Here is a 26,843-nt window from a genome sequence, read left to right as displayed (position 1 = left end):
GCACAGATCCTACCGTCCGACCATCCGACCGGCACTCCTTCTTGCGAAACTGTGATTCACATCTAGGATCCAATGTAGAAGCGTTAGTAGCTTCAAGCTTCGGACAACCGGAAGCAGCAAAGGAGAGCTGGCCATGGGAGTATTCGAACACTATCAGCATCGTTATGACGCTGCGCTGGAAGAGGAGCTTTCGCTCACGGAGTATCTGGATCTCTGCAGGCAGGACCCCAGCGTCTATGCCACCGCCTCGGAACGACTTCTGCTCGCCATCGGAGAGCCGGAGTTCGTAGACACCTCAAAAGATTCCCGGCTCTCGAGAATCTTTTCCAACAAGATCATCAAACGCTACCCCGCCTTCGGCGAGTTCTACGGCATGGAAGAATGCATCGAGCAGATCGTCTCGTTCTTCCGCCATGCGGCGCAGGGCCTCGAAGAGCGCAAGCAGATCCTGTATCTGCTGGGTCCGGTGGGCGGCGGCAAGAGTTCGCTGGCGGAGAAGCTCAAGTCGCTGATGCAGCGCACGCCGTTCTACGCGTTGAAAGGCTCGCCGGTAAACGAATCGCCGCTCGGGCTGTTCGATCCGCTGGAGGACAGCGCCATCCTCGAAGAGGAGTACGGTATTCCCAGCCGCTACATCCGCGGTGTGATGTCACCCTGGGCGGCCAAACGCCTGAAAGAGATGGGCGGAGACATCACCCAGTTCCGGGTGGTGAAGAAGTTGCCGTCGATTCTCGATCAGGTGGCGGTCGCGAAGACCGAGCCGGGCGATGAAAACAACCAGGACATCTCCGCGCTGGTAGGCAAGGTGGATATCCGCAAGCTCGAAGATTTCGAGCAGAACGATCCGGATGCCTACAGTTTCTCCGGCGGCCTCTGCAAGGCAAACCAGGGCATGCTCGAATTCGTGGAGATGTTCAAGGCGCCGATCAAGGTGCTGCATCCGCTGCTGACAGCAACCCAGGAAGGCAACTACAACGGTACCGAAGCCATCGGAGCGATTCCTTTCGACGGCATCATTCTGGCGCATTCCAACGAATCCGAATGGCAGACGTTCCGCAACAACAAGAACAACGAAGCCTTCATCGACCGTGTCTACATTGTGAAGGTGCCGTACTGTCTGAGAGTGAGCGAAGAGATCAAAATCTATCAGAAACTGATCTCCGACAGTTCTCTGCATGCGGCACCCTGTGCGCCTGATACGCTGCGCATGCTGGCCCAGTACTCGGTGCTTTCCCGTTTGAAAGAACCCGAAAATTCCAGCGTGTACTCGAAAATGCGCGTCTACGACGGTGAAAACCTCAAAGACACCGACCCGAAGGCGAAGAGCATTCAGGAATACCGGGACGGCGCCGGAGTTGCGGAAGGCATGAGCGGGCAGTCCACCCGTTTCGCGTTCAAGATTCTCTCCAAAGTGTTCAATTTCGATGCCACCGAAGTGGCCGCAAATCCGGTCCATCTGATGTACGTGCTCGAACAGCAGATCGAGCAGGAACAGTACGATCAGGAGACCCGGGATCGCCTGCTGCGTTACATCAAGGAGTTCCTGTCGCCGAAGTACGTGGAGTTCATCGGCAAGGAAATCCAGACTGCCTATCTCGAGTCCTACTCGGAGTACGGGCAGAACATCTTCGACCGCTACGTCACCTATGCGGACTTCTGGATTCAGGATCAGGAGTATCGGGATCCGGAGACCGGAGACATTCTCAACCGGGCGACACTGAACGAGGAACTGGAGAAGATCGAAAAGCCTGCCGGTATCAGCAATCCGAAGGATTTCCGTAATGAGATCGTGAACTTCGTGCTGCGGGCGAGGGCCAACAACAACGGCCACAATCCCTCCTGGCTGAGCTACGAGAAGCTGCGCACGGTGATCGAGAAGAAGATGTTTTCGAACACGGAGGATCTGTTGCCGGTCATCTCTTTCAACGCCAAGTCCTCCAGCGACGATCAGCGCAAGCACGATGATTTCGTGGCCCGCATGGTGCGCCGCGGCTACACGGAAAAGCAGGTGCGGCTGCTGGCGGAATGGTATCTGAGAGTGCGCAAGTCGCAATGATCGATACATGACGGAGGGGTGTCGTGTCGTACATCATCGATCGCAGACTGAATGCGAAAAACAAGAGCACGGTTAATCGTCAGCGCTTCCTGGACCGATACCGGAAGCGCATCAAGGAGGCGGTGACCGAGGCGGTATCCAAACGCTCCATAACCGATATGGATCGCGGCGAAGAAGTCGTGATTCCCGCAGACGACCTGTCTGAGCCGGTTTTTCAGCACGGCTCAGGCGGAAATCGCAGCGTCGTCCATCCCGGCAACAGGGAGTTCGTGGCCGGAGACCGGATCAAGCGTCCGGAAGGCGGCGGTGGTGGAGGTGCAGGTGGAGAGGCGGCCAATTCCGGGGAAGGTATGGACGAGTTTGCCTTTCAGATCTCCCAGGAGGAGTTCCTGGAGTTCCTCTTCGACGACCTGGCCCTGCCGAATCTCACCAAACGCCATCTCAAGGGAAACCACAGTTTCAAATACGAGCATGCGGGTTTCAGCACGGACGGTGTGCCGGCGAAACTCTCGGTGCTGCGATCATTGCGGGCATCCAAGGCGCGCCGCATAGCCCTGTCCGGCGAGTCCCGGAAGCTGCTCGCTGCCGCCGAAGAAAAACTCGCGGAAGCAGCCCGGGATGGTGACGAACTGTCCGTGTACCGGCTGCGCGAGGAAATCGGCAAACTGGAACGGCGGATCGCCAGGGTGCCCTTTCTGGACACCAACGATCTGCGCTATCACCTGCATCTGAAGAAGCCGCTGCCGACCTCCCAGGCGGTGATGTTCTGTCTGATGGATGTGTCAGGATCCATGGATCAGCAGATCAAGGACATGGCGAAGCGCTTTTACCTGCTGCTGTACATGTTCCTGAAGCGGCACTATCAGCGTACCGAAGTTGTCTTCATCCGGCATCACACAGTAGCCAAGGAGGTGGACGAGCAGGAGTTCTTCTACTCCCGGGAAACCGGCGGGACCGTGGTGTCGAGCGCTCTGAAGCTCATGCACGAGGTGATCGAGAAAAAGTATTCGCCGAATCAGTGGAACATCTATGGCGCCCAGGCCTCAGACGGCGACAACTGGAACGACGATTCTCCGGTCTGCAGAAAGGTCCTGGAAGAACAGCTGCTGCCGCTGGTGCAGTACTTCGCTTATGTGGAAATCACCCAGCGCAGCCACCAGGCGCTGTGGCGCGAATACGAAGAGGTCGCGAAGAAATTTCCGAATACCTTTGCCCAGAGACAGATCATGACGCCGGGCGACATCTTTCCCGTGTTCCACGATCTCTTTCAGAAGAGGGATGCAGCATGAGCGGAAACAGGGCGCGGACCCGACAGCCGCTCTCGGAAGGCAGCGACTGGAACTTTGAGCTCATCGGCGACTACGACCGTGAAATCGGCCGTATTGCGGAAGGCTTCGGACTGGATACTTATCCCAATCAGATCGAAATCATCCGCTCGGATCAGATGATGGATGCCTATGCCTCGATCGGAATGCCCCTGGGCTACAGCCACTGGTCTTTCGGTAAGCAGTTCGTGGAAGTGCAGCGCAACTATCAGCGGGGCGTGATGGGTCTTGCTTACGAAATTGTCATCAACTCGAATCCCTGTATCAGCTACCTGATGGAAGAAAACAGTATGACCATGCAGGCACTGGTGATCGCCCATGCCTGCTACGGACACAATTCCTTTTTCAAAGGCAATTATCTGTTCAGGAGCTGGACGGATGCGGGCGCCATCATCGACTACCTGCTGTTTGCGCGGAACTACATCCGCTCCTGCGAAGAAAGACATGGCGTGAAGGCGGTGGAAGAGATACTCGATTCCTGCCATGCACTGATGAGCTATGGTGTGGATCGCTACAAGCGGCCCTATCCGATCTCGGCTGAGGAAGAGAAGCGGCGTCAGGCTGAGCGCGCGGAATACGTGCAGCGCACCATCAACGATCTGTGGCGCACACTGCCCCGGGCACAGGAGATGGACCGGGACGAAACCCCCTGTTTTCCCTGCGAGCCCCAGGAAAACCTGCTCTACTTTGTCGAGAAGAATGCGCCCCTGCTCGAACCCTGGCAGCGGGAAATTATCCGCATCGTGCGCAAGATCGCCCAGTACTTTTATCCCCAGCGCCAGACTCAGGTGATGAACGAAGGCTGGGCGTCGTTCTGGCACTACACGCTGCTCAATCAGCTCTATGACGAAGGTCTGGTCACAGACGGCTTCATGATGGAGTTTCTGGCGTCCCACACGGCGGTGCTGTTTCAGCCGGGATTCGATCATCCCGGCTACCGCGGAGTGAATCCCTACGCACTCGGCTTTGCCATCTACGCCGATCTCAAGCGCATGTGCATGGAACCGACCGCAGAGGATCGCGAATGGTTCCCTGACATCGCGGGCGGCAACTGGCAGAGGGTGCTGCACGGCGCGATGCGCGATTTCAAGGACGAGTCCTTCATCCAGCAGTTTCTGTCTCCCCGGGTGATGCGCGAACTGCGGTTGTTCGGGGTCGTCGATGACGACGAGGCCCCGGAAATCGAAGTAGCGGCCATTCATGACAACGGCGGCTACCGGCGGGTGCGGGAGCTGCTGGCCAGTCAATACAATCTGGGCGATCGGGAACCGAACATTCAGGTGGTGAAGGTGGATCTGAACGGCGATCGCAGTCTCACGCTGCGTCACACTCGGCATGCCCGACGTCCACTCGGGGATTCAGCGACCGAGGTGCTCAAACACCTGCATCGGCTCTGGGGCTTTCCCGTACATCTGGAATCCGTCTGGCAGGACAGCGTGGTGGCCTCTGCCAGTTGTCCACCGGAAGAAGCGGCCGCCTGAGTCCCGGCTGCCGTCGGTGCAAGGCAGCGGGATTCTGCCAGGAAGCCTGCGATCCAGTATCCTGCCCGGCCGATCTGTTGAAATTGCAGCGCCCATGGAAATCTACCTGGTTGGTGGAGCGATACGCGACCGGCTGCTCGGTCTGCCTGTGAAGGAACGGGACTGGGTGGTTGTGGGTGGCAGTGTGGCGGCTATGGAGGATCAGGGTTACCGGCAGGTAGGCCGGGATTTTCCGGTCTTTCTGCACCCTGAAACCGGTGAGGAGTACGCGCTGGCCCGTACTGAGCGACGCAGCGGGCCGGGCCATCGCGGATTTGCGGTACACGCGGGCGCGGAGGTGACACTCGAGCAGGATCTTCTGCGCCGGGATCTCACGGTAAACGCCATGGCCGAAGCGGCTGACGGTCAGTTGATCGATCCCTTCGGCGGTCAGGCGGATCTGGAAGCACGGATACTGCGTCATGTCTCACCAGCCTTCGCAGAGGATCCCTTGCGGGTGTTCCGGGTGGCCCGATTCGCGGCAAAACTCACGGACTTCCAAGTTGCACCGGAAACGCTCGAACTGATGCGGGAGATCGCGGCAGAACACCGGCTCAGCGAACTGTCCGCGGAGCGGGTCTGGATCGAACTCGAAAAGGCGCTGGCTGCCGATGCACCCGGGCGTTTCTTCGAGGTGCTGCAGCAGGCTGACGCACTGTTCCCCTGGTTTGCCGAGTTTGCCCGGGTGTTGCCCGTGGTGCCGGTGTCCCTCGCCGGCATCGAGCAGCGTTATGCAGCGATGACGGCGGTGCTGGAACCGGATGCCTGCAGCGCATTCGGCGAGCGGATCAAGGCGCCGCGTCGACACTGTGCCCTTGCGCTTGCCGTGCTGCAGTACCGGGATGTGCTGACCTGCTGGCGTGACAGTCCGGCGGAAGACGTTTACCAGGCACTGGTTTCGGTTCGTGGATTCAATCCGGACTCAGTCCTCGCTGCGCTGCTCGAAGTTCTGGAGATGCTCCACGACGTGGATCTGGCGGATCTGCTCCAGGCTGTGCGTGACGTGACGCGGACGGTGACTGCCGGGCCGCTGCGCAGCCGCGGTCTTGCGGGTGCGGCGCTGGGCGCTGCCCTGGCGCGGGCGCGAATCGATGCGATTGCGGCACTGCAGCGCACACCGATGGCCTGACGCTCCGAACGGGTGCCCCTCAGCGCTGTGTTTCGAGGGTGGGTATGAACCGGGGCTGGGGCCGCTTACCCAGTGCCTGTTCCAGAACCCAGGCCATCTGGATGATCTGCTGATCCGTGTCGGCGAGCCCGGTGAATGCCACGGCAATCGGCAGCCCGGCAACCAGTCCCGCCGGAATTGCCACACTCGGATAACCGGTGACCGCAGCCACATAGGCGGTGCCACCGAAACTGTAGCGATCACCGGCAACCCAGTCGATTTTCCAGGCCGGCCCGTTGACCGGATGGAAGAGCGCGTCGATCTGAAGATCCTGGAACAGTCCGTTCACCGCATCGCGCAGCGCCTGCTGACTGGCCTGCAGCGCGGTGATGTAGGTGTCCGAGGTCAGATCTCCCCGTGCCTCGGCTTCGAGAAAGACGCTCTGGCCGAAGATCGGCATCACCCGGTCTCTGTGGGTATCGTTGTAGAGGATCAGATCCGCGAGATTGCCGAGACCGGCTGGCCGTCCCTGCTGCTGGAGGTAGTCGGCGATTCCGGCTTTGAATTCGTGCAGCAGGACTTCGAACTCGGCATCGCGCGCATCGTCCGAGCGCGTCAGCGTCACCGGATCGACGATTTCCGCGCCGAGTTCAACAAGCTGGTCCACGGCGCTCTGGTAGACATTCTCCAGTTGCGGGAAGGTTCCGACACCGAAGTATTCCCGCAGCACGCCGATGCGCAGACCGTCGAGGCGGAGTTTGCCGGTGTCCGGCAGAAAACCCGGGGTAGGCAGTGAGTGTGCGGCCGGGTCCCCAGGGTCTGCAGCGGCCAGGGTTTCCAGCAGCAGGGCGGCGCTCAACACGTCAGCGGCCATGGGTCCCGCGGTGTCCTGGGAGATCGCGATCGGAATGATGCCGCCACGACTCACCAGGCCGAGCGTCGGTTTGATCCCGACGATGCCGTTGATCCCCGCAGGGCAGACGATGGAGCCATCGGTCTCGGTACCGACAGCCAGCGGCGCCAGATCTGCCGCGATGGCGACGGCCGATCCACTCGAGGACCCGCAGGGGTTGCGATCCAGCACGAAGGGGTTACGGGTCTGTCCGCCGAGGCTGCTCCAGCCGCTTGACGCGTTGTCGTCGCGGAAGTTGGCCCACTCACTGAGATTGGTTTTTGCCAGGATGATGGCGCCCGCCTCGCGCAGGCGCGACACCAGGAAGGCGTCCCGGTTGGCGTGATGGTCCGCCAGAGCGATGCTCCCGGCGCTGGTGGCCATGGCATCGGCGGTGTCGATGTTGGCCTTCAGCACCACGGGCACGCCGTGCAGCGGCCCCACGGGGCCATTCTGCGCAAAGCGCCCATCCAGTGCTTCTGCAAGCGCCCGCGCGTCGGGATTGATTTCGATGATCGCGTGCAGTTGCGGGCCGGCATCGTCCAGCGACTCGATCCTGTTCAGGTACGCGGCGGTGACCTCCGCAGCACGCAGTTCTCCGCTGGCAAGGGCGTCGCGCAATGCAAGCGCACTGCGGCCGGTGATGGCAGCGCCAATGCTGCGCAGGTCGACGCTGGCAGAGACTGCTGCGGAGTCCGGACTTGCCGGGGGTGTGGCCGGCGGTTGCGGACCGCATCCGGCAACCAGCGCGAGCAGAAGCGACAGGGTGAAGATACGGCAGACGCGGGAAGTGGTGTTTTTCATGGTTTCCGGCTTCGTTCGATGGCTACGCCGACCGAGGCCGCCTGGCTCAGTGCGGCCGGCTTGCGGACCCTGATGCGGACGGCGGGCAGGGTGTGCTGCTCGAGCAGGTGAGTGGCGATTGCCTCTGCGAGCGCTTCAATGAGTTGAAACTTCCCGGATTCTGCCAGCGCCTCGATGTCGGCGGCGACCCGGGCGTAGTCGATCGTGAGGTTGAGGTCGTCGGCTTCGCCGGCGCGCTTCAGGCTGGTGAGGAGTTCGACGCAGATGAGCAGTTTCTGTCGTACTGAGCGCTCCCAGTCGTGTACTCCGATTACACAGTGTACCTGCAGATCGTCGATGAGGATTCGATCCACAGCCATCCGCCCGCGCTCAGGAGTTGACCGGTGCCGCTGTTGCGACCACTGCCGGACCGCCTACCTCGGTCAGTTCCGCCATGGGCCAGCGTGGCCGGACCCGCACGGCCAGTTCGTCCCCTTCTCCCGCTGCCAGTCGCAGGTATCCAGCGAAGGCGATCATTGCGCCATTGTCCGTGCACAGCCGCAGGGAAGGGTAGAAGACGCGGGCATCGAGCCGGGCTTCGAGCTGAGCGCGCAGCCGCAGATTCGCGCTCACACCACCGGCAATCAGGAGCTGATGGTTGCCGGTTGCCTCCAGCGCGCGCTGGCACTTGATGACGATGGTGTCGACCACCGCCTCCTCGAAGGCTCTGGCGATGTCCGCCCGGTCCCGGTCATCCAGGGGTGCGTGGGCGGCCACCGTGTTCAGCGTGAAGGTTTTCAGACCGCTGAAGCTGAAGTCGAGGCCCGGACGGTCGGTCATGGGTCGCGGGAAACGGAAGCGCTGCGGATCGCCGGTGGTCGCGCAGCGGGCCAGGTGCGGACCGCCCGGGTAGGGGAGATCGAGCATTTTGGCGGCCTTGTCAAAGGCTTCCCCGGCAGCGTCGTCGACGCTTTCGCCGAGCAGGGTATATGCGCCGATGCCGTCCACCTGCACCAGCTGGGTATGGCCGCCGGAGACCAGCAGGGCGACAAAGGGCAGCTCGGGTCGCTCGGCTTCGATCAGCGGGGCGAGCAGGTGGGCCTCCATGTGATGCACGCCGATTCCGGGGATACCCAGCATCCAGGCCAGGCTGCGGCCAAAACCGGCACCGACCATGAGCGCCCCGGCAAGGCCGGGACCGCTGGTATAGGCCACACCCGTCAGATCGCCAAGGGTCGCATCTGCCTGCTCGAGAACCTGGCGAACCAGAGGCACGAGTTTGCGGATATGGTCCCGGGAGGCCAGCTCCGGGACAACGCCCCCGAAGGGCGCATGAATTCCCACCTGGGAGTGCAGAACGTCCGCGAGCAGGCCCCGGGCGCCGTCATAGAGGGCGATTCCGGTTTCATCGCAGGAGGTCTCGATACCCAGCACAAGCATCGCGGGATCATACCGGTTTGGCGGAGCCGTTAGCACTTCGAAACCGGGCAGAGCCGGTTGCCGCGAAAACCCGGAAACGGCCCTTTGCAATCTGGTACGGCTCTTGAGTAGAATTCGCGCCCGTTTTCCAATCGGATTGTCTCGACAAGAAACTTCTTATGCCCATCGTTAAAGTCAAAGAGAATGAGCCCTTCGATGTCGCTCTGCGTCGCTTCAAGCGTTCCTGCGAAAAAGCCGGCGTGCTCTCAGAGGTGCGTCGTCGCGAGTTCTATGAGAAGCCGACCTCGGTGCGTAAGCGCAAGGCGGCCGCGGCGGTGAAGCGACACATGAAGAAGCTCCAGCGCGAATCGCGAAGATTCGAGAAAACATTCTGATGACCCGCCACGGCGGCTCGTCGACGGGCCGCCGCAGGCGGTCCGGCGTCGTCCGGGCCGCCCAGGGCCGGTGCAGGCTCCCGGGAGCCGATCGATGACCGACCTGAAAACCCGCATCCTCGATGCCACCAAAGCTGCCATGAAAGCCCGCGACAAGGTGCGCGTGGGCACGCTGCGCCTGGTCAATGCGGAAATGAAACGCCTCGAAGTCGACGAGCGCAGGGAGCTGACCGACGCGGACGTGATCGCGGTGCTGACCCGGATGCTCAAGCAGCGCAACGATTCTCTGAGTCAGTTCACCAGTGCGGGTCGTTCGGATCTGGCGGATCAGGAAGCGTACGAGATCTCCGTGATCGAGTCCTTCATGCCGGAACCCCTGAACGAGGCGGAACTGGACGAACTGGTAACTGCGGCCATTGCGGCAACCGGCGCAGCCTCGGTCAGGGACATGGGGAAAGTCATGGCACAGATCAAAGAAGCCGCCGCCGGACGTGCCGATATGGGCGCAGTCAGCGCTCTGGTGAAAGCACGTCTGGGCTGAGCGGATCCTTCCCTGCGCCGGTCAGCAGTTGCCGCGTTCTCCCTGACACAGCCACTCATAATCCGCTTGCAAACTGTCACAGGCACAAGGTCCGGTTCGTCGTGCGATTACGGTATGTTGGCACCGTGACCGTTGTCCAACCGGAGATGCCATGCGTCTGATTCCCGTGATCCTGGCCGGTGGCACCGGCAGCCGCCTGTGGCCCCTGTCCAGGGCGCTGTTTCCCAAACAGTTCCACGCGCTGCTGTCGGATCAGTCCATGCTGCAGCAGACCCTGTCCCGGGCAGCCAGTGTCTGCGCCGAAGCACCCGTCATCGTCTGCAACGAAGAACATCGCTTTCTGGTGGCGGAGCAGTGCCGCGCGCTGGGCAGTCGCTGGTCCCATCTGATACTCGAGCCGGAAGGTAGAAATACTGCGCCGGCTATCGCGCTCGCTGCTCATGCCTGCCGAGCGGTTGCGGACGATGCATTGATGCTCGTCCTGCCGTCCGATCACCTCATTCGTGAACCGGAAGCCTTCGCTGCGGCGGTGGCTCAGGCGCAGCAGGCGGCGGAGCAGGGGGGGCTGGTCACCTTCGGTATCAAGCCGGTCCGTGCTGAGACAGGTTACGGCTACATCGAGACGGCAGCGCCGGATTGCGCCCGGGAATCCGGCACAGCGGTTGCCGTCCGGTCCTTTGTCGAGAAACCGGATCAGGCGCGCGCTGAGGAATATCTCGCCAGCGGCGCTTATCTCTGGAACTCGGGCATGTTTCTACTGGGTGCCGGTGCCTATCTCCAGGAACTCGAACGACATAACCCGGATCTCGCGGCGGCTGTGCAGACTGCGTTCGGCGAAGGCAGTGTGGACCTGGATTTTTTCAGACCCGGCAGAAGCTTCCTCAATGCTCCGTCGATCTCGATCGACTACGCGGTGATGGAGAAAACCGATCGCGCCATGGTGGTGCCGGTGAGTTGTGGCTGGAGCGATGTGGGCTCCTGGTCCGCGATGTGGGAAGCTTCCGAGCAGGATGAGGCGGGCAATCATTTCCAGGGCGATGTGCTGGCAGTGGGGACCACCGGTTCCTACGTTCGGGCTGAGGATCGACTGGTAGGCACGGTGGGCGTGTCGAATCTGGTGGTGGTGGAGACCGCCGACGCCGTGCTCATCGCGGACAAGGATCAGGTTCAGGACGTGAAACTTCTGGTGGATCGACTGAAAGCCTCTGCCCGGGAGGAGTTTGTCAGTCATCGGGAGGTGTTCCGCCCCTGGGGCAGCTTCGAGGCGGTCGGTCAGGGTGAGCGTTATCAGGTCAAGCGCATTAAAGTGAAACCCGGGGAACGGCTGTCCCTGCAGATGCACCACCATCGGGCCGAGCACTGGATCGTGGTCAGAGGCACAGCGGAGGTCACCCGGGGCGAAGAGACGCTCACGCTGACGGAGAACGAAAGCACCTATATCCCGCTGGGTGTGCGGCATCGTCTGGGTAATCCGGGGCGCCTTACGCTCGAGCTCATCGAGGTGCAGGTCGGCGCCTATCTCGGAGAAGACGACATTGTCCGATTCGAGGATGTGTACGGCCGCTGACACTGGTAACGTAATCGCCCATGGCGGGGCGCATACCACAATCTTTCATCAATGATCTGCTGGCGCGGATCGACATCGTTGATGTGATCGATGCCCGGGTGCAGCTGAAGAAAGCGGGCAGGAATTACCAGGCGCTGTGCCCGTTCCACGACGAGAAGAGCCCTTCCTTCAGCGTCAGCCCGGAAAAGCAGTTCTACCACTGTTTCGGCTGTGGCGTGAGCGGCACTGCGCTGACTTTTCTGCTGGAGCATGACCGGCTGGAATTCGTTGAAGCGGTGGAAACCCTGGCGAAGCTGGTCGGGGTGGAAGTACCGCGCGAAGGTGGTCGGGGAAAACCCGAGCGGAACAACACCGGGCTGTTCGATGTGCTTGCGAAGGCAGAGCAGATTTATCGGAACGCGCTGAAGACTTCCCCGGCGGCCATCGACTATCTCCGCGCGCGCGGCCTCACGGGCATGGTGGCAAGGGATTTCGGCATCGGCTTTGCTCCGGAGGAGTGGCAGACGCTCACTGAATCCCTGGCAGGGGATACGTCGGTCACCGAGGCGCTGCTGCTCGAAGCCGGTCTGCTCATCCGGCATGAAAACGGCCGAACCTATGACCGCTTCCGTGGCAGGGTCATGTTTCCCATCCGGGATACGCGCGGGCGCGTGATCGGCTTCGGCGGCCGGGTACTTGGCACCCAGGAAGGACCCAAGTATCTGAACAGTCCGGAGACTCCGATCTTTCACAAGGGCCGGGAGCTCTATGGACTGTTCGAGGCCCGTCAGGCCCTGCGTCGCATTGACCGGCTGATCGTGGTGGAAGGCTATATGGATGTGGTGGCACTGGCCCAGGCCGGTATCGCCAATGGGGTGGCGACACTGGGAACAGCGGCGACAGCCGAGCACTTTCACAAACTCTACCGCTATGCGTCAGAGGTGGTGTGCTGTTTCGACGGTGACCGGGCGGGGCGACAGGCCGCCTGGCGCGCGCTGGAAAACGCGCTGCCGTCACTCACCGATGGGCGGCAGTTGCGCTTCATGTTCCTCCCGGACGGAGAAGATCCGGATTCTCTGGTTCGCAAGGAGGGGAGTGCAGCATTCAATCATCGAGTGGCCAGTGCATCTCCGGCCATTGAGTATCTGTTCAACCGCCTCGCAGAAGGGCTGGACCTGCAGAATCTTGATGGCCAGGCTCAGCTAGCCAGCCTGGCATTCCCACTCATCGAACGCGTGCCTGAAGGTGTGCTCAAACAGCTGATGACCCGGCGCCTGGAATCACTCACCGGCTTTTCGAATCCGGCTGCCGGACGCGGAACCGAATCCGGCGGGGCAGGTCCCAGGACGCCGGTTCCGGCGCTGGCGGCCCGGCAGCCGGGTTCTGCGGGGCCGGCGGAATTCACTCCGCTCACGCGCAGACTGCTGAGCATCGCCTTGCGGGAGCCTGGGGTGGTGGCTTCGGTGGATAGATCGCTGCTGAGCGCTCTGGCCGAATGCGCCGGGCCGGACGTTTTCGTCGATGTGGTCAACTATATAGACAAAAATCCTGAAACCGAGCTGAGCGAACTGCTGGGGCGCTGGGCCGGCCACCCAGCGCATGGGGAGATTGCCGTCCTCGCAGCGCGACCCCTGCACCTGGATCAGGGTGCGCTGGCTGCCGAATTCACAGAGGGTGTGGCCAGGTACGTGGAGCAGCATGCGCGCCGCCGCCGCCGCAGTCTGCTTGCCCAGATGAAAGATGCACCCTCGACCGACAAGCTCCAGGAATTCTGGGCGTTGCGGCGGGGTGGCGCTGACTGAAGCGTTGCGGTTGTAATCGGCTTTACGTGCCCTCACATAGGTGAGTACAATCGCCCGTTTGTCTGATGACGGGTCGATCAGGGTGCGCACACGGGTAAAATAGCCCGTCGCGGAAGCTGACACGGGTTCGACAGGACACCCTGTCCTGCGCAACTCAAACCTGCGTACCCCGAACCTTCGTACCTGAAGGCATGGGGTGCCGAATCAGTATCACGAATGAGGATCTATGAGTAACCCAATCGCACAGCAGCAGTCCCGACTCAAGGAGCTCATCGCCAAGGGCAAAGAGCAGGGGTACATCACCTATGCCGAGGTGAACGACCACCTCCCCGACGACATATCCGATCCGGATCAGATCGAAGACATCATCCGGATGATCAACGACATGGGCATCACGGTCTATGAGATCGCGCCCGATGCGGATGAGCTGCTCACCAACAGCGAAAATACCGCCGACGAGATCGCTGCGGAGGAAGCGGCAGCTGCACTGGCGGCGGTGGAGACCGAAGCGGGCCGGACGACGGATCCGGTACGCATGTACATGCGTGAGATGGGTACCGTCGAACTGCTGACCCGGGAAGGCGAGATCGCAATCGCCAAGCGCATAGAAGAGGGCATCCGGGATGTGCTTTCCGCTCTCTCCTATTACCCCGGTCCCGCCGAGTATCTGCTCGAGACGTATAACGAAGTCACCAAAGAAGGCAAGCTGTTTGATCTGCTGGTGGGTTACCTGGATCCGACAGACAACGTGCCCCAGGCGCAGCAGGTGCAGCCCGGCGCGGTCAAGGTGCAACCGAAGGACGATGACACGGAAGAGGAAAAGGGTCCTGATCCGGTCGAAGCGAAGCGCCGCTTCACGCTGCTCAAGCGCCACTACAACAAAGCCCAGAAACTGATCAAAACCAAGGGTCGCGCGCACAAGGAAACCCAGGCGCAGCTCGAGAAACTGGCGGAGGTCTATTCCCCCTTCAAACTGGTGCCGCGTCACTATGACGAGATGGTGCTGATGGCCCGCGACGGGCTGGAGCGTGTGCGTCGTCAGGAGCGCATCATTCTGCATACCTGTGTCAGAACCGCCGGGGTACCCCGGGACGTCTTCCGCAAGGCCTATGTGGGCTCGGAGACGTCGATTACCTGGGTCAATCGGCTGATCAAACAGAAGAAAGACTATTCGGCCGCACTGGAAGCGCACAAGGACGACATCATCCGGGCGCAGAAGCGGCTGAAGAATTTCTGTGACGAGACGGGCCTGACGGTTGCCGAGGTCAAAGACATCAACCGGCGAATGTCACTCGGCGAGGCCAAAGCGCGCCGGGCGAAGAAGGACATGGTCGAGGCCAACCTGCGGCTGGTGATTTCCATTGCGAAGAAATACACCAATCGCGGGCTGCAGTTCCTGGATCTGATCCAGGAAGGCAACATCGGCCTGATGAAGGCGGTGGATAAATTTGAGTACCGACGGGGTTACAAGTTTTCCACCTATGCAACCTGGTGGATCCGCCAGGCCATCACCCGTTCGATCGCCGACCAGGCGCGAACGATCCGTATTCCGGTGCACATGATCGAAACGATCAACAAGCTCAATCGCGTGTCCCGCCAGATGCTGCAGGAAATGGGCCGCGAGCCGACCCCGGAAGAACTCGGTGAGCGGATGGAAATGCCGGAAGACAAAGTCCGTCGGGTGCTGAAGATCGCCAAGGAGCCCATCTCGATGGAAACACCCATCGGTGACGACGAAGACTCCCATCTTGGGGATTTCATCGAAGACATCACCATCGGCTCGCCGATTGAATTAGCGACTTCCGAGGGTCTAAGAGAGGCAACACGCGATGTTCTGGGCGGACTGACCGCCCGGGAGGCCAAGGTGTTGCGCATGCGTTTCGGTATCGACATGAATACCGACCACACCCTGGAAGAAGTAGGGAAGCAATTTGACGTCACTCGGGAACGAATTCGCCAGATCGAGGCAAAGGCGCTACGCAAGCTGCGCCACCCGAGTCGGTCGGAGCACCTGCGCAGCTTTCTCGACGAGTGGGTGGACAACGGGCGGTCCTGAACTGACCCCGGGACAGGCCCGACCAGGTCACAAATTGAATCATTCTTGAAACACAATGGAGTTTCTATTGACGCGCGTTGTGGTTTAATGGCGCCCGGTTGGTTTACTCGGCTGCCGTTCCGGGCGAAACTTGGTGGATTAATAACAACTTATAACTATAACTACATAAATTAAGTGACGAGACCATGAACTCGACACCCTGCAAGGTTGTGGAACCCCAAAGTAAATACACAAGTCTGGCCGAAGCGCTGGAAGCTGCGTCTCATTGTCAGACAGGTGTAAATTTCTACGATGGTAAAGGCGGGCTCGAGTATTCACTGAGTTATCGCGAGTTGCGCAACAGTGCGCGGTCGCTTGCACAAAGACTGGTTTCGCTCGATCTGCCCCGTGGTTCGCGGGTGGCGATCGTCGCCGACACCCATCCGATGTTCCATCAGTTTTTCTTCGCCTGTCAGTACGCCGGTCTCATTCCGGTACCCCTGCCGGCAGCACTGCAACTGGGTGGACAGAAGGCCTACGTAGCCCAGCTGCGTCGACTGCTGGAAAGCTGCGGCGCAGCGGTTGCCGTGGCACCCCCCGCTTATTGCGACTTTCTCGAAGAGGCTGCCAGCGGTCTCGGTCTGGTGCTCTGTGGCGGCATGGAGCAGTTCGATGCGCTGCCGCTACGTGAAGGCGACTTCCAGCCCCTGACGACGGGTGAAGCCGCCTATCTGCAATACACCTCCGGCAGCACGCGTTTTCCGCGTGGTGTGGAGATGACCCAGGAAGCCGCGCTGAACAATCTGCGGGAGATCTGTGAGATCGGTGTAAAACTCACCGAAGAGGATCGCCTGGTGTCCTGGCTGCCCTTCTACCACGACATGGGCCTCGTGGCCTTCGTGCTCGGTGCGCTCTACAGTCAGTTGAATGTGGACTACATGAGCCCCCGTACCTTTGCGATGCGACCGCGCCTGTGGCTGAAGCTCATCAGCGACAATCGCGGCACGGTTTCTTCCAGCCCGCCCACCGGCTACGCGCTGTGCGCCACCCGGCTGCGGGAAGCCGATCACGCACGTTACGATCTGTCGAGCTGGCGGGTGGCCTGTGTCGGTGCGGAGCGCATTCATCCGGAATCCCTGCGCCGATTCGCGCAGCTTTTCGGTCCGGTCGGATTCGACTCCAGAGCTTTTGTCGCCTGCTACGGTATGGCGGAAGTCGGACTCGGCATCAGCTTCGGACCGCTTGGCGAAAGTTTCACCGTCGATCGGGTCAACAAAGATCTGATGATCGAAACGGGTTATGCGGAACCTGCGGAAGACAACTGTCTGGAGCTCGTGGATTGCGGTGCACCGCTGCCGAGCTACGAAGTGAAGGTCTGCGATGAACAGGGTGTATCCCTGCCCGAGCGCCAGTGCGGACGCATCTGCCTGCGCGGACCGAATGTCATGCGCGGTTATTTCGGGGATCCAGTGGCGACCCGTGAAGTACTCACTGCGGATGGCTGGCTGGACACCGGCGATATCGGCTACCGCATCGGTACCCATATTGTGATCACAGCCCGCAAGAAGGACGTCATCATCGTCAATGGCCGGAACCTCTGGCCTCAGGATCTCGAGCATCTCGCCGAGACCACCCCGGGTGTGCGGATGGGTGATACCTCGGCGTTTTCGGTGAGCCGGCCCAATGGCGAAGAACTCGCCATCCTCGTGGTGGAATCCCGCAAAGACCAGCCAGGGCTTGCCGCCCAGCTTGAGGGCCTGATACGCGAGCATTTCGGCGTTACGCCCTATATTGATCTGACTCCGCCGAGAACCCTGCCGCGGACGTCTTCCGGCAAGCTGTCGCGATCACGCGCGAGAGCCGATTTCATGGCCCGGATGTCCTGGGACACACGGGGTTGGCCTGCAGCCGGTGTTGAAGCTCAGGCAAACGCCTGAGCGCGACCATCTGACCGCGGATGTCTGCACACAGCGGTGACTCGGGTGGACGCCTCGACCCGGGTACTTCCGGTGCGGTCCCGCAAACCCGAAAATCCTCCCTGTTTCTGACCGGTGCCACAGGTTTCATCGGAGCGCGTCTGCTTTCACGTCTGCTCGATGATGGCTGGTCGGTGCGGGTGCTGGTACGGGAAGGATCGCCACGTAATCGGGATATAGATCCGAGAGCGAGTCAGATCAGCGGAGATCTCGCCGACCCTGCCGCACTCGGTCGTGGGCTTGCGGGGACCTGTGCGGTGATCAACTGTGCGGGCACCGTGCGCGGGATGAGCCGGCAGCAGTTCGAAACCGCCAATGTTGCTGGTGTGCGGGCGCTGTGCACTGCCGTTGCACGGCTGAGTGCGCGACCGGCACTGCTGCATCTGTCTTCGCTGGCCGCTACCGAGCCCACCCTGTCTTTCTATGCTCAGAGCAAGGCGGATGGCGAAAGCGTGCTCGGCGGATTTACCGCGCTCAACTGGTGTGTCTTCCGGCCATCCGCCGTCTATGGTCCGGGAGACGTGGAGTTGAAATCGACACTGGCCTGGGCGCGGCGGGGACTTCTGCCGGTACCGGGCGGTAACCGGAGCCAGCGGCTGTCCTTCCTCCACGTCGACGACCTGGTCAATGCGATCTGCCACTGGCTCGAGGAGCCGGACCGGCACCGGCATAGAACTTATGGCCTGCATGACGGAAGTGCGGAAGGCTACGACTGGCCGGCGATCGCTGCCTGTGTCAGCGAACGCAGGCCCGTCTACCTGACGCTTCCGACGCCGCTGCTGAAGACGTTTGCAGGACTCAATGAATCCCTCGCGCGAATTTCCGGTCGTGCGGTGATGCTCAGTCGGGGTAAGGTAAACGAACTGGTTCACCCGGCCTGGCTCTGTGACAACACCGCCTTCACCGAGGCCAGCGGCTGGATTCCCCAGATCCAGCTTGCTCACGGGGTGAAAGCCCTGTTTGAATCCTGATCTGTCCTGCTGAAAAGGGAGTTTGTTTGGTGACACCTACACAAGCCCGGTTGTGCCAGTTACTCGTTCCGGCACTTGAGGCACTTACAGAAGAGCAGGGCAGAGACTGTCCGGAGCTCTCGGGGGCAACTGACCTTGTGGATGACCTGGCCCTCGAGTCGATTCAGGTCATGGACTTCATTGCCGATGTGGAAGATCACTTCGATATTCTCATCGAAGTGGATCGGCTCGCCTCGATCCGGACCATCGCCGAGCTGGCAGCCCTTGTGGATGAGCTGAAGCCATGAGCCTGCTGGCCAAATTTGCCGGCATCGCGGATGCCAGAGCTGCGCTTGCGAGTGCCGATCCGAGCAAGGTGGTGATAGATGAGATGGTTTCACCCACCGAGGCAGTGATCAACGGCCGTCATACCGTGCTGGCCGGCACGAACAACTATCTGGGGCTGACTTTCGATCCGGCCTGTATCGCCGCGGGTCAGCGGGCGCTTGCCGACTCGGGAACAGGTACTACCGGCTCACGAATGGCCAACGGCAACTACAGCGGGCACAAAGCACTGGAAGCTGAAATTGCCGCCCTTTACGGTTATCCCCAGGCGATGGTGTTTTCCACCGGCTATGCCGCAAATCTGGGCACTCTCGCCGCACTGCTGGGCGCAGAAGATGCCGTGCTGCTGGATGCAGACGCCCATGCCAGCCTCTACGACGGCGCCTCGATGACACCCGCCGGCATCTACCGCTTCAAACACAACGACCCGGACAGCCTCGACAGACGGCTGACACGGCTCAAGGAGCGGGCGCCACGCAGCCTGGTCGTGGTCGAGGGACTCTACAGTGTGCTGGGCGATACGGCGCCGCTGGCCGAGTTCGTCGAAGTCAAAAATCGCCACGGCGCCATGCTGCTTGTGGATGAAGCGCACTCACTCGGCGTCTACGGTGAACGCGGGTGCGGCGTGGTGGAATCCACCGGCATGCTCGAAGCGGTTGATTTTGTCGTCGGAACCTTCAGCAAGAGCCTGGCAAGCACGGGTGGATTCTGTGTCAGTCGCCATGCTGAGCTCGGCCTGTTCCCTTACGTGAGCCGGCCCTACATGTTCACGGCGTCTCCCTGCCCGAGTGTGATTGCCACAACCCGTGAAGCACTTCGGCAACTCATTGCGCGCCCTGAACTGAAAGCGCAGCTGTGGCGAAATGCGGAACGTCTCTACACGGCGTTTGCACAGCGACAGCTGCGTCTGGGTCCGGAGATGAGTCCCGTGGTTGCCGTGCGCCTGAGGGATCGGGAGCTTGCGCTGAGTGCCTGGGAACGCCTGCTCGAAGGCGGCGTGTACTGCAACCTGATGCTGCCCCCGGCCGCACCGGAAGGTGGCAGCCTGCTGCGTTTCAGTCTGTCGGCCGCCCACACGGATGAACAGGTGACCCGGATCATAGATGCGGTGACCGCTCTCGATCTGTAGCACCCTCTGATCAGATATCTGCAGATCCGCACTTGTTCGTTTCTTCAGAAGGAAAAACATGACGACCAACGCATATATCCTGGGTGACAGCGCCGTCGTGCTCTGGGGCATCAGTTCCCGGGAGCGGATTCGCCGTCAGCTGGCGGCCTGTCCGGAAGTGCGCATTGTGGAAGACCCGGCGGTGCTTGCGAACGGCGACAGCGCACTGCTGCTGCGCGCCGACTATCTCTTTGAGGTGCGCACAATCACCGCGCTGCTCGAACGGCTGGGTTTACTGATGCACGAAGATCGGGCAGCCGCCGCACACGTGCCAGCCGCCCAGGTACCGGCGGCGCTGGTGGCCCTGCAAGGGGAAGACGGCCGCGGCGGCGACGCTCGCCAGTTGCCAGGCTTCGATGCGCAGGCACTGCAGGCGTTTGAAGGCACACTCCGACGGACCGACCCGCCGACGCTGGCACCACTTAATGAATCCGACCGGGCGGCGCTGAGCAACAGACTCTATGGCAGTGCGTACAAAGGCATTACGGATCTGGTGACCAAATTCTGGTGGCCGCGTCCGGCGAAACGTGTGGTCGCCTGGTGCGCGGAACGTCACATCACTCCGAACGCGGTGACGATGACGGGTGTGCTGCTGATGGTTTTCGCCGGCTGGTGCTTCTACGAAGGTTTCCATGTCACCGGCCTCATTGCGGGCTGGATAATGACCTTTCTCGACACGGTGGATGGCAAGCTTGCGCGTGTCACCGTGCTGTCGAGCCGCTTCGGCCACCTGCTCGACCACGGGATGGACATCCTGCATCCGCCCTTCTGGTACTGGCTGTGGGGGTTGTCGCTGGCCAGTCCACCAGCACTGCTGGGTCAGGATGCGCAGACGCTGTACATTGCTCTGTTCGCCGGTTACATCGGCGGGCGTATCGCTGAAGGGCTGTTTCATCAGCTGGGCGATCTGGCGCTGTTCACCTGGCGTCCTTTCGATGCCTACTTCCGGCTCATCACCGCTCGACGCAATCCGTGCATGATCCTGTTGACGGCTTTTACGCTGATCGGCCGTCCCGACTGGGCCTTTCTCGCCGTAGTGATCTGGACAGTGGGTACCACGGGGGTGCTTATGGTGCGGCTGCTGCAGGGTTTCGTGGTGCGGCTGATCTCCGGTCCCCTGGTCTCCTGGATGCAGGATGCGAAGGCGGCGGAGCAGGCGTACCCGCGCGCCTACCGGACATTCTCGACCACCCGCAGCGCGTATGGTGATGGCTGATCTCCGGGCAGGCGTCCGGCACATGCTGGGCACAGACCGGAGCGCCGACATCCCGGCGTCAGACGATTACCTGGAAGATCCCCAGGTTGCCGGCATTTTTGCCGAGCTGATGGCGCGGTTTGGCGGTTCCGGCGATTCGATAGAAGCCATTGTACTTTATGGTTCCTTCACCCGCGGCCAGCAGGACACCCTGCTCGATTTCTATGTGCTGCTGCGCGATCTCGAGCCGCTGCCCCGCTGGCAGCGTGTACTGTTGCGCGTCCTGCCACCCAACGTCTATTACGTAAGCGCATCCGGCGCCCGGGCGAAGGTCGCGGTGCTGACTCTCGATGCGCTCGAGCGCGCTGTGAGTACAGATCTGGCTCCCTATTTCTGGGCGCGTTTCGCCCAGCCCTGTGTGCTGGTTTACAGCGCGAATATGGCAACGACAGAGCGATTTGAGCGGCTGGTGTGTCGAGCGGCGGAGCGACTGATGGCGGCTGCCTCCGTTGCGACTGCGGGCGTGTCGAACTCTGCCGATTTCTGGGAGCGGACCTTCAGCCTGACTTACTCGACAGAGCTGCGTCCGGAGCAGTCGAGTCGCTACGCCGCCCTCTATCAGGCCAATGCGGACTATTTTGATCGCCTCCACGCCGCATTACCTCAGCTGACCGCACCACCCCAATCCACCTGGCGCATGCGGCGGCTGGCCGGCAAGACGCTGTCGTTCCTGCGCCTCAGCAAATCCGCGTTTACCTTTGACGACCCGGTGGACTACATCCTGTGGAAAGTGGCCCGCCACTCGGGGGTGACGGTGACCGCCACGCCGAAACAGAAACGCTATCCGCTCATCTTCGGCTGGCCTCTGGTCTGGGAGCTGTACCGTCGTGGAGCCTTCAAGTGAGCGGCACAGTCGCCAAACCGGGCAGGTCGAAGCGCCTGATCGCCAACTTCGGTCTGCTCGTGGGTGGCCGCACCATGGGCGCGGTGCTTGCCCTCGCCGCCAATGCACTGGCTGCGCGCACACTGGGAGTAGACGAATACGGGCTGGTGGTGATGGTCCAGGCAACCGCGATGCTGATCCGCCAGCTCGTCAATCTGAAAACCGGTGAGGCCGTCATCCGCTACGGCGTGCCCCTGGCGGAAGATGGCCGGGTTGCGGAACTCAAAGGACTGCTGCTGCGTTTCGTGCGACTGGACCTCACCGTCTCGCTGCTGGCGGCAGTCGCCGGTGCGGTTTTACTGATCTTCTTTGCGGAGCAGCTCGGCCTGCCGGCGGAGCTGCGGCTGGCGGCGTCCTGTTATGTACCCGTGATGCTTCTGAGCGTCACCGGCACCGCCAACGGTACGCTGCGTCTGCTCGACAGGTTCGGCACCCTGAGCACCCAGCTGGCGGTCGGTCCGGCGGTGAAACTTGGCGCGGTGGCGCTGTTGCTGCTGAGTCCCTGGCGCTCGGAGGTCAGCGCCTACCTGATGGTGTGGGCGCTGGCTTACTTTGTCGAACAGGCCTACACCTGGTGGCGTTCCTACCGCGCATTCCGGAACCAGTACGGCGGCGTGAAAGCGAGCCGGATTCCGCTCGATCCTGGCGATGTCCGCAGTTTTCTCTTCACCGTGTACTGGCAGTCGACCCTGGATGCAGCGCCGAAACAGGTGGCCACCCTGCTGGCGGGTACCCTGCTCGGCAGCGCGGCTGCCGGTCTGTTTGCCTTCGCCCGGGAACTTGCCAACGTGCTGGCCAAACCGGTGAGTATTCTGCGTCAGGTCGTGTTCCCGGATCTGGCGAGGCTGTGGCGCAATGATCTACCCCGCTTCCTCAATGTCACCTGGCGCACGGGCGCGCTGACCGGAGGGGTCGGGATCGCGGTCGCCGTGCTTTCGATCTTCGCTGCACGGCCGCTGCTGGTGCTGGTTGCGGGTACTGAATTTGCGGCGGCTGGTCTGCTCCTGACTCTGCTGCTGACAGCGGCGGCGGTGGAACTCAGCGGCGCGACGCTGCGTCCTGCGGGTTATGTGATGGGCAGGGCGCGCGCACTGCTCAAGGTGCAGATCCTCGCAACAGCCGTTTATCTGGGTGCGTTTGCCGGGCTCGTGCCGATTCTGGGGCTGACCGGAGTCGGCGCTGCGTCGATTGCCACCGCACTGGTCAACCTGATCGGCTGTGCACTGCTCATAGTGCAGGGCTATCGACATCGACTGCGTGCGGACGCGGCGCTGGAGTCTGTATGAGACTCATCCATCTGACCGACCTGCACCTGACCCGTCCGCCCGGCTGGCGCAGCTATCGGGGTCGTTCCCAGTCCGGTAAGCGCTACCTCGGTTATCTTTCCTGGTGGCGCCGCCGCCGCCACAGTCTTCGGGCAGTCTGGTATGAGGAATTGCTCGACGTCGTAGGGCACCTGGCAGCGGATCAGATTCTGGTGTCCGGCGACCTGACCCAGACCGGCACCGCGGAAGAAATCGATGCCGCGCTGCCCTGGATACAGCGCCTCGGTACCCCGGAGCAGGTGCTGGTGGTACCCGGAAACCATGATGTCTATGCAGCCGAGTCCATGGCGCGGGTGCAGGCACGCTGGGGCGACTACCTGCACCTGACGGATTCCGGGTATCCCCTGGTCCGGGACTCTGCTGGTGTGCGGGTCGTCGGGCTGTGCAGCGCGCGTCCGACCCAGCCATTCTCCGCGACGGGCAGACTGGGTGAGCGCCAGTGCGAACGACTGGATGCCCTGCTGGCGCAGCCGGCGGATGCGGTGCGGGTGGTGTTGCTGCATCACCCGCCGGTACCCGGGCTGGTCGGCGCCCGCAAACGTCTGCAGGATGCGGATGTGCTGGCAGACATCCTGGCTCGACGGGGTGTGGAACTGGTACTGCATGGTCATCAGCACCGCAATCGGGAGGTGGTGGTGGGCGCCACCCGGATCCTGTGCACCGGACCTGCCTCGAGCGTGGATGCCAGCTTCCGGGTCTTCGACATCGAGTCCGACCAGGGCAACCCCAGGGTGTCAGCCGAGCTCTGGCAGCGGGTCGGCGCAGGGGACTTCCGTCGGATGGACACCGGGATCTGGACGTTCAGCGCACCCGGCTGAGTGCGACAATGGCGGCAGCCGTGATCAGCAGATCCGGGCCCACAGCCAGGGGAGCAGGGGGCAGGTGGTAAAGCAGGGCAACCTGGCCGGTAGTTCGCTCGAGCAGATAAAACAGCAGGCCCGCAATGACCCCCAGACTGATCCGGGCGCCCGCGGCCATGCTGCGTGTCGAGCCCAGCACGAAGGGTACGCCGAGCAGGGCCATGCCGAAGATGCCCAGAGTCAGACTCAGCTGCTGCCAGAGCACCAGCCGGTAGCGGTGGCTGTCCAAACCGTTGCTGTCGAGATGGCGGATGTAGGCGACGAGCTCCGTCAGCGGCAGGGCGTCCGCGGCGCTGACCAGGGTGGCCATCTGCTCCACGCTGAGGACACTGTCCCAGCGCAGCCGGTCGAGGTGGGTTACCTGGGTGCCCGCCGCTCTGATCTCGGTCACCTGGAGGTTGTTGAGCTGCCATTGGGCCGGAGTCAGGATGTTCGCGCTGCGCGCCTGCAGCAGGCGCTTGAGATGGCCACCGGAGTCGATTTCGTGGATCTCAAGATCCGTTGGCATGAGGCCGAAACGGACACCGCCGATGCGCACCATGCTGTGGTCGTTGCGGGTCCAGAAGACTTCGCCTGCGACGGGCCCGTTTTCGATCGCGTTGGCGCGAAGATCGACAATGGGCTGCTCGAAAGCCGGTACCAGCCACTGCTGGGTGGCAAGCGCCGCAGCGCTGATGACCAGGGCCATCAGGGTCACCGGTCGGGCGAGTTGCCAGGAGGAACTGCCGGCAGCGCGCATCGCGACGAGCTCCTGCTGACTGGCCAGGGTGCCCAGTCCGACCAGCACCCCCACCAGCGAGGTCACGGGCAGCAGCTGGAGCATGATTTTCGGCACGGACAGTGCCGTAACCCGCAAAGCGTCCAGCACCTCGAAGCTGCCCTTGCCCACGTCTTCGAGCTCTTCTGCAAGGGTGAGGAACGCGAACAGCCCCAGCAGCAGACCGAGAATGGGTATGCCACCCCGAATCATCGATGCGATGAGGTAGCGGTCCAGGGTCATGTCAGGCGTCGCCGGCCGAAGAAAAAGCCGCCGGCCACGATGACCAGCAGCAGGCCGGGCGCCCACCAGAGGGTGGCGGTGGCCTGCTGTTCGACCCCGGTACGGGCGACACCGATGAGGTTGTAGTACAGGGCGTAGAGCACCACGGCCAGCATCACCTTGGCGTAGCGGCCGCGGCGCGGGCTGGTGCGGCTCAGTGGCACCGCAAGGAGAGCGAGCAGCAGCGCCGACACAGCCGTCGACTGGCGCCACTGCAGCTCCGCTCTGGCATCCGGGGTGTCCGAGGATCGGAGCTCCGGGTTGCTCATACGTTTAGGCTTCGGGCCGACGGGATCCCGGATCGCGGTGGGTAGCCAGAGGGTGAATTCCTTGAAGTAGCCCAGCAGGTCCTCACCATCACCTGCCTGGCGGAATACCTGGGCGTCACGCAGATCGAGCCGGTGGCGATCCGGTGTGGCGAAGGCTGTGAACGTGCCCCGATCCGCCGAGATGACCTGGAGGTCCTGACCCTGCTGGGAACGCACGAACAGCCCCCGCAGACCCTCCTCACCCCGGGCATTCATGAAGATGACCCGGTCGCGTTCATCGTCGAAATGGAATCGACCCGCCTGGAGCAGATCGAGGTCGTTGAAGGCTTCGGCATCGGCCTGGATTTCGTAGAGCTGGTCGTAAGCCCAGGGACGCACCCACAGTGAGATCGCGGCGATACCGACGCTGATCACCCCGGCGAGGAACAGGACGGGAACTATTATGCGTCCTTCACTGATTCCGCTGGCCTTGAAGGCTGTCACCTCCCAGTCGGAATAGAGCCGTCCCAGGGCCACCATGAGCGCGATGTAGAGGGCAACGGGGAGCAGGGTTTCCAGTGCGATAAGACCTTTGAGCAGAGTCAGCAGAAAAACCGCATCCGCCAGCAGCACACCGTCTGTTGCGTCGCTCAAGTAGCGGGTCAGGCTGTAGGTGACAAACAGTACGATCAGCGCGGCGCTGATGCCCAGAAACGGCGTGGCGACTTCCCGGAGCAGGTAACGGTCGAAGATCACGCGGGGAAACCGGTGCGTCTTGAGTGGGTGCGGACTGTTATCATCGCCTGCTTGTGAAATTTTCGGGTGTGGTAAATGCGCTCTCGCCTGCACGCGTACAGACTCACCGTGAGTATAACCATCGTGGCAGCCTTGCTCGCCTGGATTGAAGGGGCGGGTGCCCAGGTACCGGAGGGATCCGTCGCCCGTGAGGTAATCGTGATCCGGGCGGATCAGGCCTGGGAGACACCCGATGATACCGAGGTGCTCCATTTCAGGGGCAACTTCGAACTGCATGCCCCGGAATGGAGTCTGCAGGCGGACGAGGCTGATATGTACGGGCCCATGGACGATCCGGACCAGATCGTCGCCCGGGGTAAGCCTGCGGTCGTCACTATCCGGGACGAAGGGGAGACCGTTGTCGGTGAAGGCATGACGGTCGAATACGAGCGTCTGACAGACACACTCACGCTGCGCAGACAGGCCCACCTGCTGGGTGAGAATCTTGAGATGAGCAGTGCCGAGATCGTTTTCGATGTCGGTACCAAGCGATTGAAGTCGAGCGGCAGCAGTGGCGTGGAGATGATCCTGCAGCGGGAGGTTCGCCAGTAGAGCGTGCCTCCAGCACGTTCTGATC

22 protein-coding genes and 1 pseudogene are annotated in these 26,843 nt (G+C 61.8%); 18 read left to right on the top strand and 5 right to left on the bottom strand.

From position 1 onward, the window contains the following. The first annotated feature begins 133 nt into the window (after positions 1 to 133). The 4 genes and pseudogenes from R3E82_17410 (at position 134) to R3E82_17395 (ending at position 6,030) form a co-directional block, all read left to right on the top strand. On the top strand, positions 134 to 2,056 hold the full coding sequence (locus R3E82_17410; GenBank protein ID MEZ5552662.1) for a PrkA family serine protein kinase: 1,923 nt from the start codon (positions 134 to 136) through the stop codon (positions 2,054 to 2,056). A gap of 23 nt (positions 2,057 to 2,079) precedes the next feature. Then, positions 2,080 to 3,345: a YeaH/YhbH family protein gene (locus tag R3E82_17405; GenBank protein ID MEZ5552661.1), complete on the top strand. Its 1,266-nt coding sequence runs from the start codon at positions 2,080 to 2,082 to the stop codon at positions 3,343 to 3,345. Beyond that, positions 3,342 to 4,829 (top strand): annotated as a pseudogene (locus tag R3E82_17400) (SpoVR family protein). Before R3E82_17405 ends, R3E82_17400 begins: the two are co-directional and overlap by 4 nt. A 127-nt stretch (positions 4,830 to 4,956) precedes the next feature. Further along, positions 4,957 to 6,030 (top strand): multifunctional CCA tRNA nucleotidyl transferase/2'3'-cyclic phosphodiesterase/2'nucleotidase/phosphatase, encoded by a 1,074-nt coding sequence (locus tag R3E82_17395; protein MEZ5552660.1) that lies wholly within the window; start codon positions 4,957 to 4,959, stop codon positions 6,028 to 6,030. A 19-nt stretch (positions 6,031 to 6,049) separates the two neighbouring features. Here R3E82_17395 and R3E82_17390 read toward each other — a convergent pair whose 3' ends face one another. The 3 genes from R3E82_17390 to tsaD are packed head-to-tail and all read right to left on the bottom strand — an operon-like array spanning position 6,050 to position 9,124. Further along, on the bottom strand, positions 6,050 to 7,705 hold the full coding sequence (locus R3E82_17390; protein MEZ5552659.1) for an amidase: 1,656 nt from the start codon (positions 7,703 to 7,705) through the stop codon (positions 6,050 to 6,052). Further along, positions 7,702 to 8,064, bottom strand: a complete 363-nt coding sequence (gene folB / locus R3E82_17385; GenBank protein ID MEZ5552658.1) for a dihydroneopterin aldolase — start codon at positions 8,062 to 8,064, stop codon at positions 7,702 to 7,704. The genes R3E82_17390 and folB overlap by 4 nt, the downstream gene beginning before the upstream one ends. Positions 8,065 to 8,074: 10 nt before the next feature. After that, positions 8,075 to 9,124 carry a tRNA (adenosine(37)-N6)-threonylcarbamoyltransferase complex transferase subunit TsaD gene (gene tsaD, locus R3E82_17380; GenBank protein MEZ5552657.1) on the bottom strand — a complete coding sequence of 350 codons (1,050 nt, stop codon included), beginning with the start codon at positions 9,122 to 9,124 and terminating at the stop codon, positions 8,075 to 8,077. 158 nt (positions 9,125 to 9,282) lie between these two features. On the opposite strand from tsaD, the gene rpsU reads away from it, so the two are divergent. From rpsU to R3E82_17315, 13 genes are all read left to right on the top strand, one after another. Next, positions 9,283 to 9,498 carry a 30S ribosomal protein S21 gene (gene rpsU / locus R3E82_17375; protein ID MEZ5552656.1) on the top strand — a complete coding sequence of 72 codons (216 nt, stop codon included), beginning with the start codon at positions 9,283 to 9,285 and terminating at the stop codon, positions 9,496 to 9,498. A 94-nt stretch (positions 9,499 to 9,592) separates the two neighbouring features. Continuing rightward, positions 9,593 to 10,039, top strand: a complete 447-nt coding sequence (locus tag R3E82_17370; GenBank protein ID MEZ5552655.1) for a GatB/YqeY domain-containing protein — start codon at positions 9,593 to 9,595, stop codon at positions 10,037 to 10,039. 151 nt (positions 10,040 to 10,190) lie between these two features. After that, positions 10,191 to 11,606 (top strand): mannose-1-phosphate guanylyltransferase/mannose-6-phosphate isomerase, encoded by a 1,416-nt coding sequence (locus R3E82_17365; protein ID MEZ5552654.1) that lies wholly within the window; start codon positions 10,191 to 10,193, stop codon positions 11,604 to 11,606. Between the two features lie 20 nt (positions 11,607 to 11,626). Continuing rightward, positions 11,627 to 13,387 (top strand): DNA primase, encoded by a 1,761-nt coding sequence (gene dnaG, locus R3E82_17360; GenBank protein MEZ5552653.1) that lies wholly within the window; start codon positions 11,627 to 11,629, stop codon positions 13,385 to 13,387. A gap of 226 nt (positions 13,388 to 13,613) precedes the next feature. Then, entirely contained in the window at positions 13,614 to 15,443 is a 1,830-nt protein-coding gene (gene rpoD, locus R3E82_17355) for an RNA polymerase sigma factor RpoD (protein ID MEZ5552652.1), read from the top strand. Between the two features lie 185 nt (positions 15,444 to 15,628). Next, complete coding sequence (locus R3E82_17350; protein ID MEZ5552651.1) at positions 15,629 to 17,359, top strand: fatty acyl-AMP ligase; 1,731 nt, start codon at positions 15,629 to 15,631, stop codon at positions 17,357 to 17,359. Between the two features lie 20 nt (positions 17,360 to 17,379). Further along, positions 17,380 to 18,369 carry an NAD-dependent epimerase/dehydratase family protein gene (locus R3E82_17345; protein ID MEZ5552650.1) on the top strand — a complete coding sequence of 330 codons (990 nt, stop codon included), beginning with the start codon at positions 17,380 to 17,382 and terminating at the stop codon, positions 18,367 to 18,369. Positions 18,370 to 18,398: 29 nt separating this feature from the next. Beyond that, positions 18,399 to 18,656: an acyl carrier protein gene (locus R3E82_17340; GenBank protein MEZ5552649.1), complete on the top strand. Its 258-nt coding sequence runs from the start codon at positions 18,399 to 18,401 to the stop codon at positions 18,654 to 18,656. Next, positions 18,653 to 19,822, top strand: coding sequence for an aminotransferase class I/II-fold pyridoxal phosphate-dependent enzyme (locus tag R3E82_17335; GenBank protein ID MEZ5552648.1), 1,170 nt, complete (start codon positions 18,653 to 18,655; stop codon positions 19,820 to 19,822). The genes R3E82_17340 and R3E82_17335 overlap by 4 nt, the downstream gene beginning before the upstream one ends. A 58-nt stretch (positions 19,823 to 19,880) precedes the next feature. Continuing rightward, on the top strand, positions 19,881 to 21,077 hold the full coding sequence (locus R3E82_17330; GenBank protein MEZ5552647.1) for a CDP-alcohol phosphatidyltransferase family protein: 1,197 nt from the start codon (positions 19,881 to 19,883) through the stop codon (positions 21,075 to 21,077). Between the two features lie 22 nt (positions 21,078 to 21,099). Next, positions 21,100 to 21,960 (top strand): hypothetical protein, encoded by an 861-nt coding sequence (locus R3E82_17325; GenBank protein ID MEZ5552646.1) that lies wholly within the window; start codon positions 21,100 to 21,102, stop codon positions 21,958 to 21,960. Continuing rightward, positions 21,957 to 23,285, top strand: coding sequence for a lipopolysaccharide biosynthesis protein (locus R3E82_17320; protein ID MEZ5552645.1), 1,329 nt, complete (start codon positions 21,957 to 21,959; stop codon positions 23,283 to 23,285). Before R3E82_17325 ends, R3E82_17320 begins: the two co-directional genes overlap by 4 nt. Then, a complete protein-coding gene (locus R3E82_17315) occupies positions 23,282 to 24,142 on the top strand; it encodes a metallophosphoesterase (GenBank protein ID MEZ5552644.1) in 861 nt (286 codons plus the stop codon). Before R3E82_17320 ends, R3E82_17315 begins: the two co-directional genes overlap by 4 nt. On the opposite strand, the gene lptG is transcribed toward R3E82_17315, so the two are convergent. Together lptG and lptF are read right to left on the bottom strand one after the other, a co-directional pair. Next, the gene (gene lptG, locus R3E82_17310; protein MEZ5552643.1) at positions 24,126 to 25,184 is read right to left on the bottom strand and encodes an LPS export ABC transporter permease LptG; all 1,059 of its coding nucleotides are present in this window, start codon (positions 25,182 to 25,184) and stop codon (positions 24,126 to 24,128) included. The genes R3E82_17315 and lptG overlap by 17 nt on opposite strands. Continuing rightward, entirely contained in the window at positions 25,181 to 26,227 is a 1,047-nt protein-coding gene (lptF, locus tag R3E82_17305; GenBank protein ID MEZ5552642.1) for an LPS export ABC transporter permease LptF, read from the bottom strand. Before lptF ends, lptG begins: the two co-directional genes overlap by 4 nt. A 108-nt stretch (positions 26,228 to 26,335) precedes the next feature. Here lptF and R3E82_17300 point away from each other — a divergent pair, with 108 nt between their 5' ends. Next, positions 26,336 to 26,818, top strand: coding sequence for an LptA/OstA family protein (locus tag R3E82_17300; GenBank protein ID MEZ5552641.1), 483 nt, complete (start codon positions 26,336 to 26,338; stop codon positions 26,816 to 26,818). Positions 26,819 to 26,843 lie beyond the last annotated feature (25 nt).

The sequence above is a fragment of the Pseudomonadales bacterium genome (genome assembly GCA_041395945.1).
Classification (GTDB): domain Bacteria; phylum Pseudomonadota; class Gammaproteobacteria; order Pseudomonadales; family Azotimanducaceae; genus SZUA-309.
The sequence above is the reverse complement of the archived record's forward strand: the minus strand, read 5'-3'. Positions and strand labels throughout refer to the sequence as shown.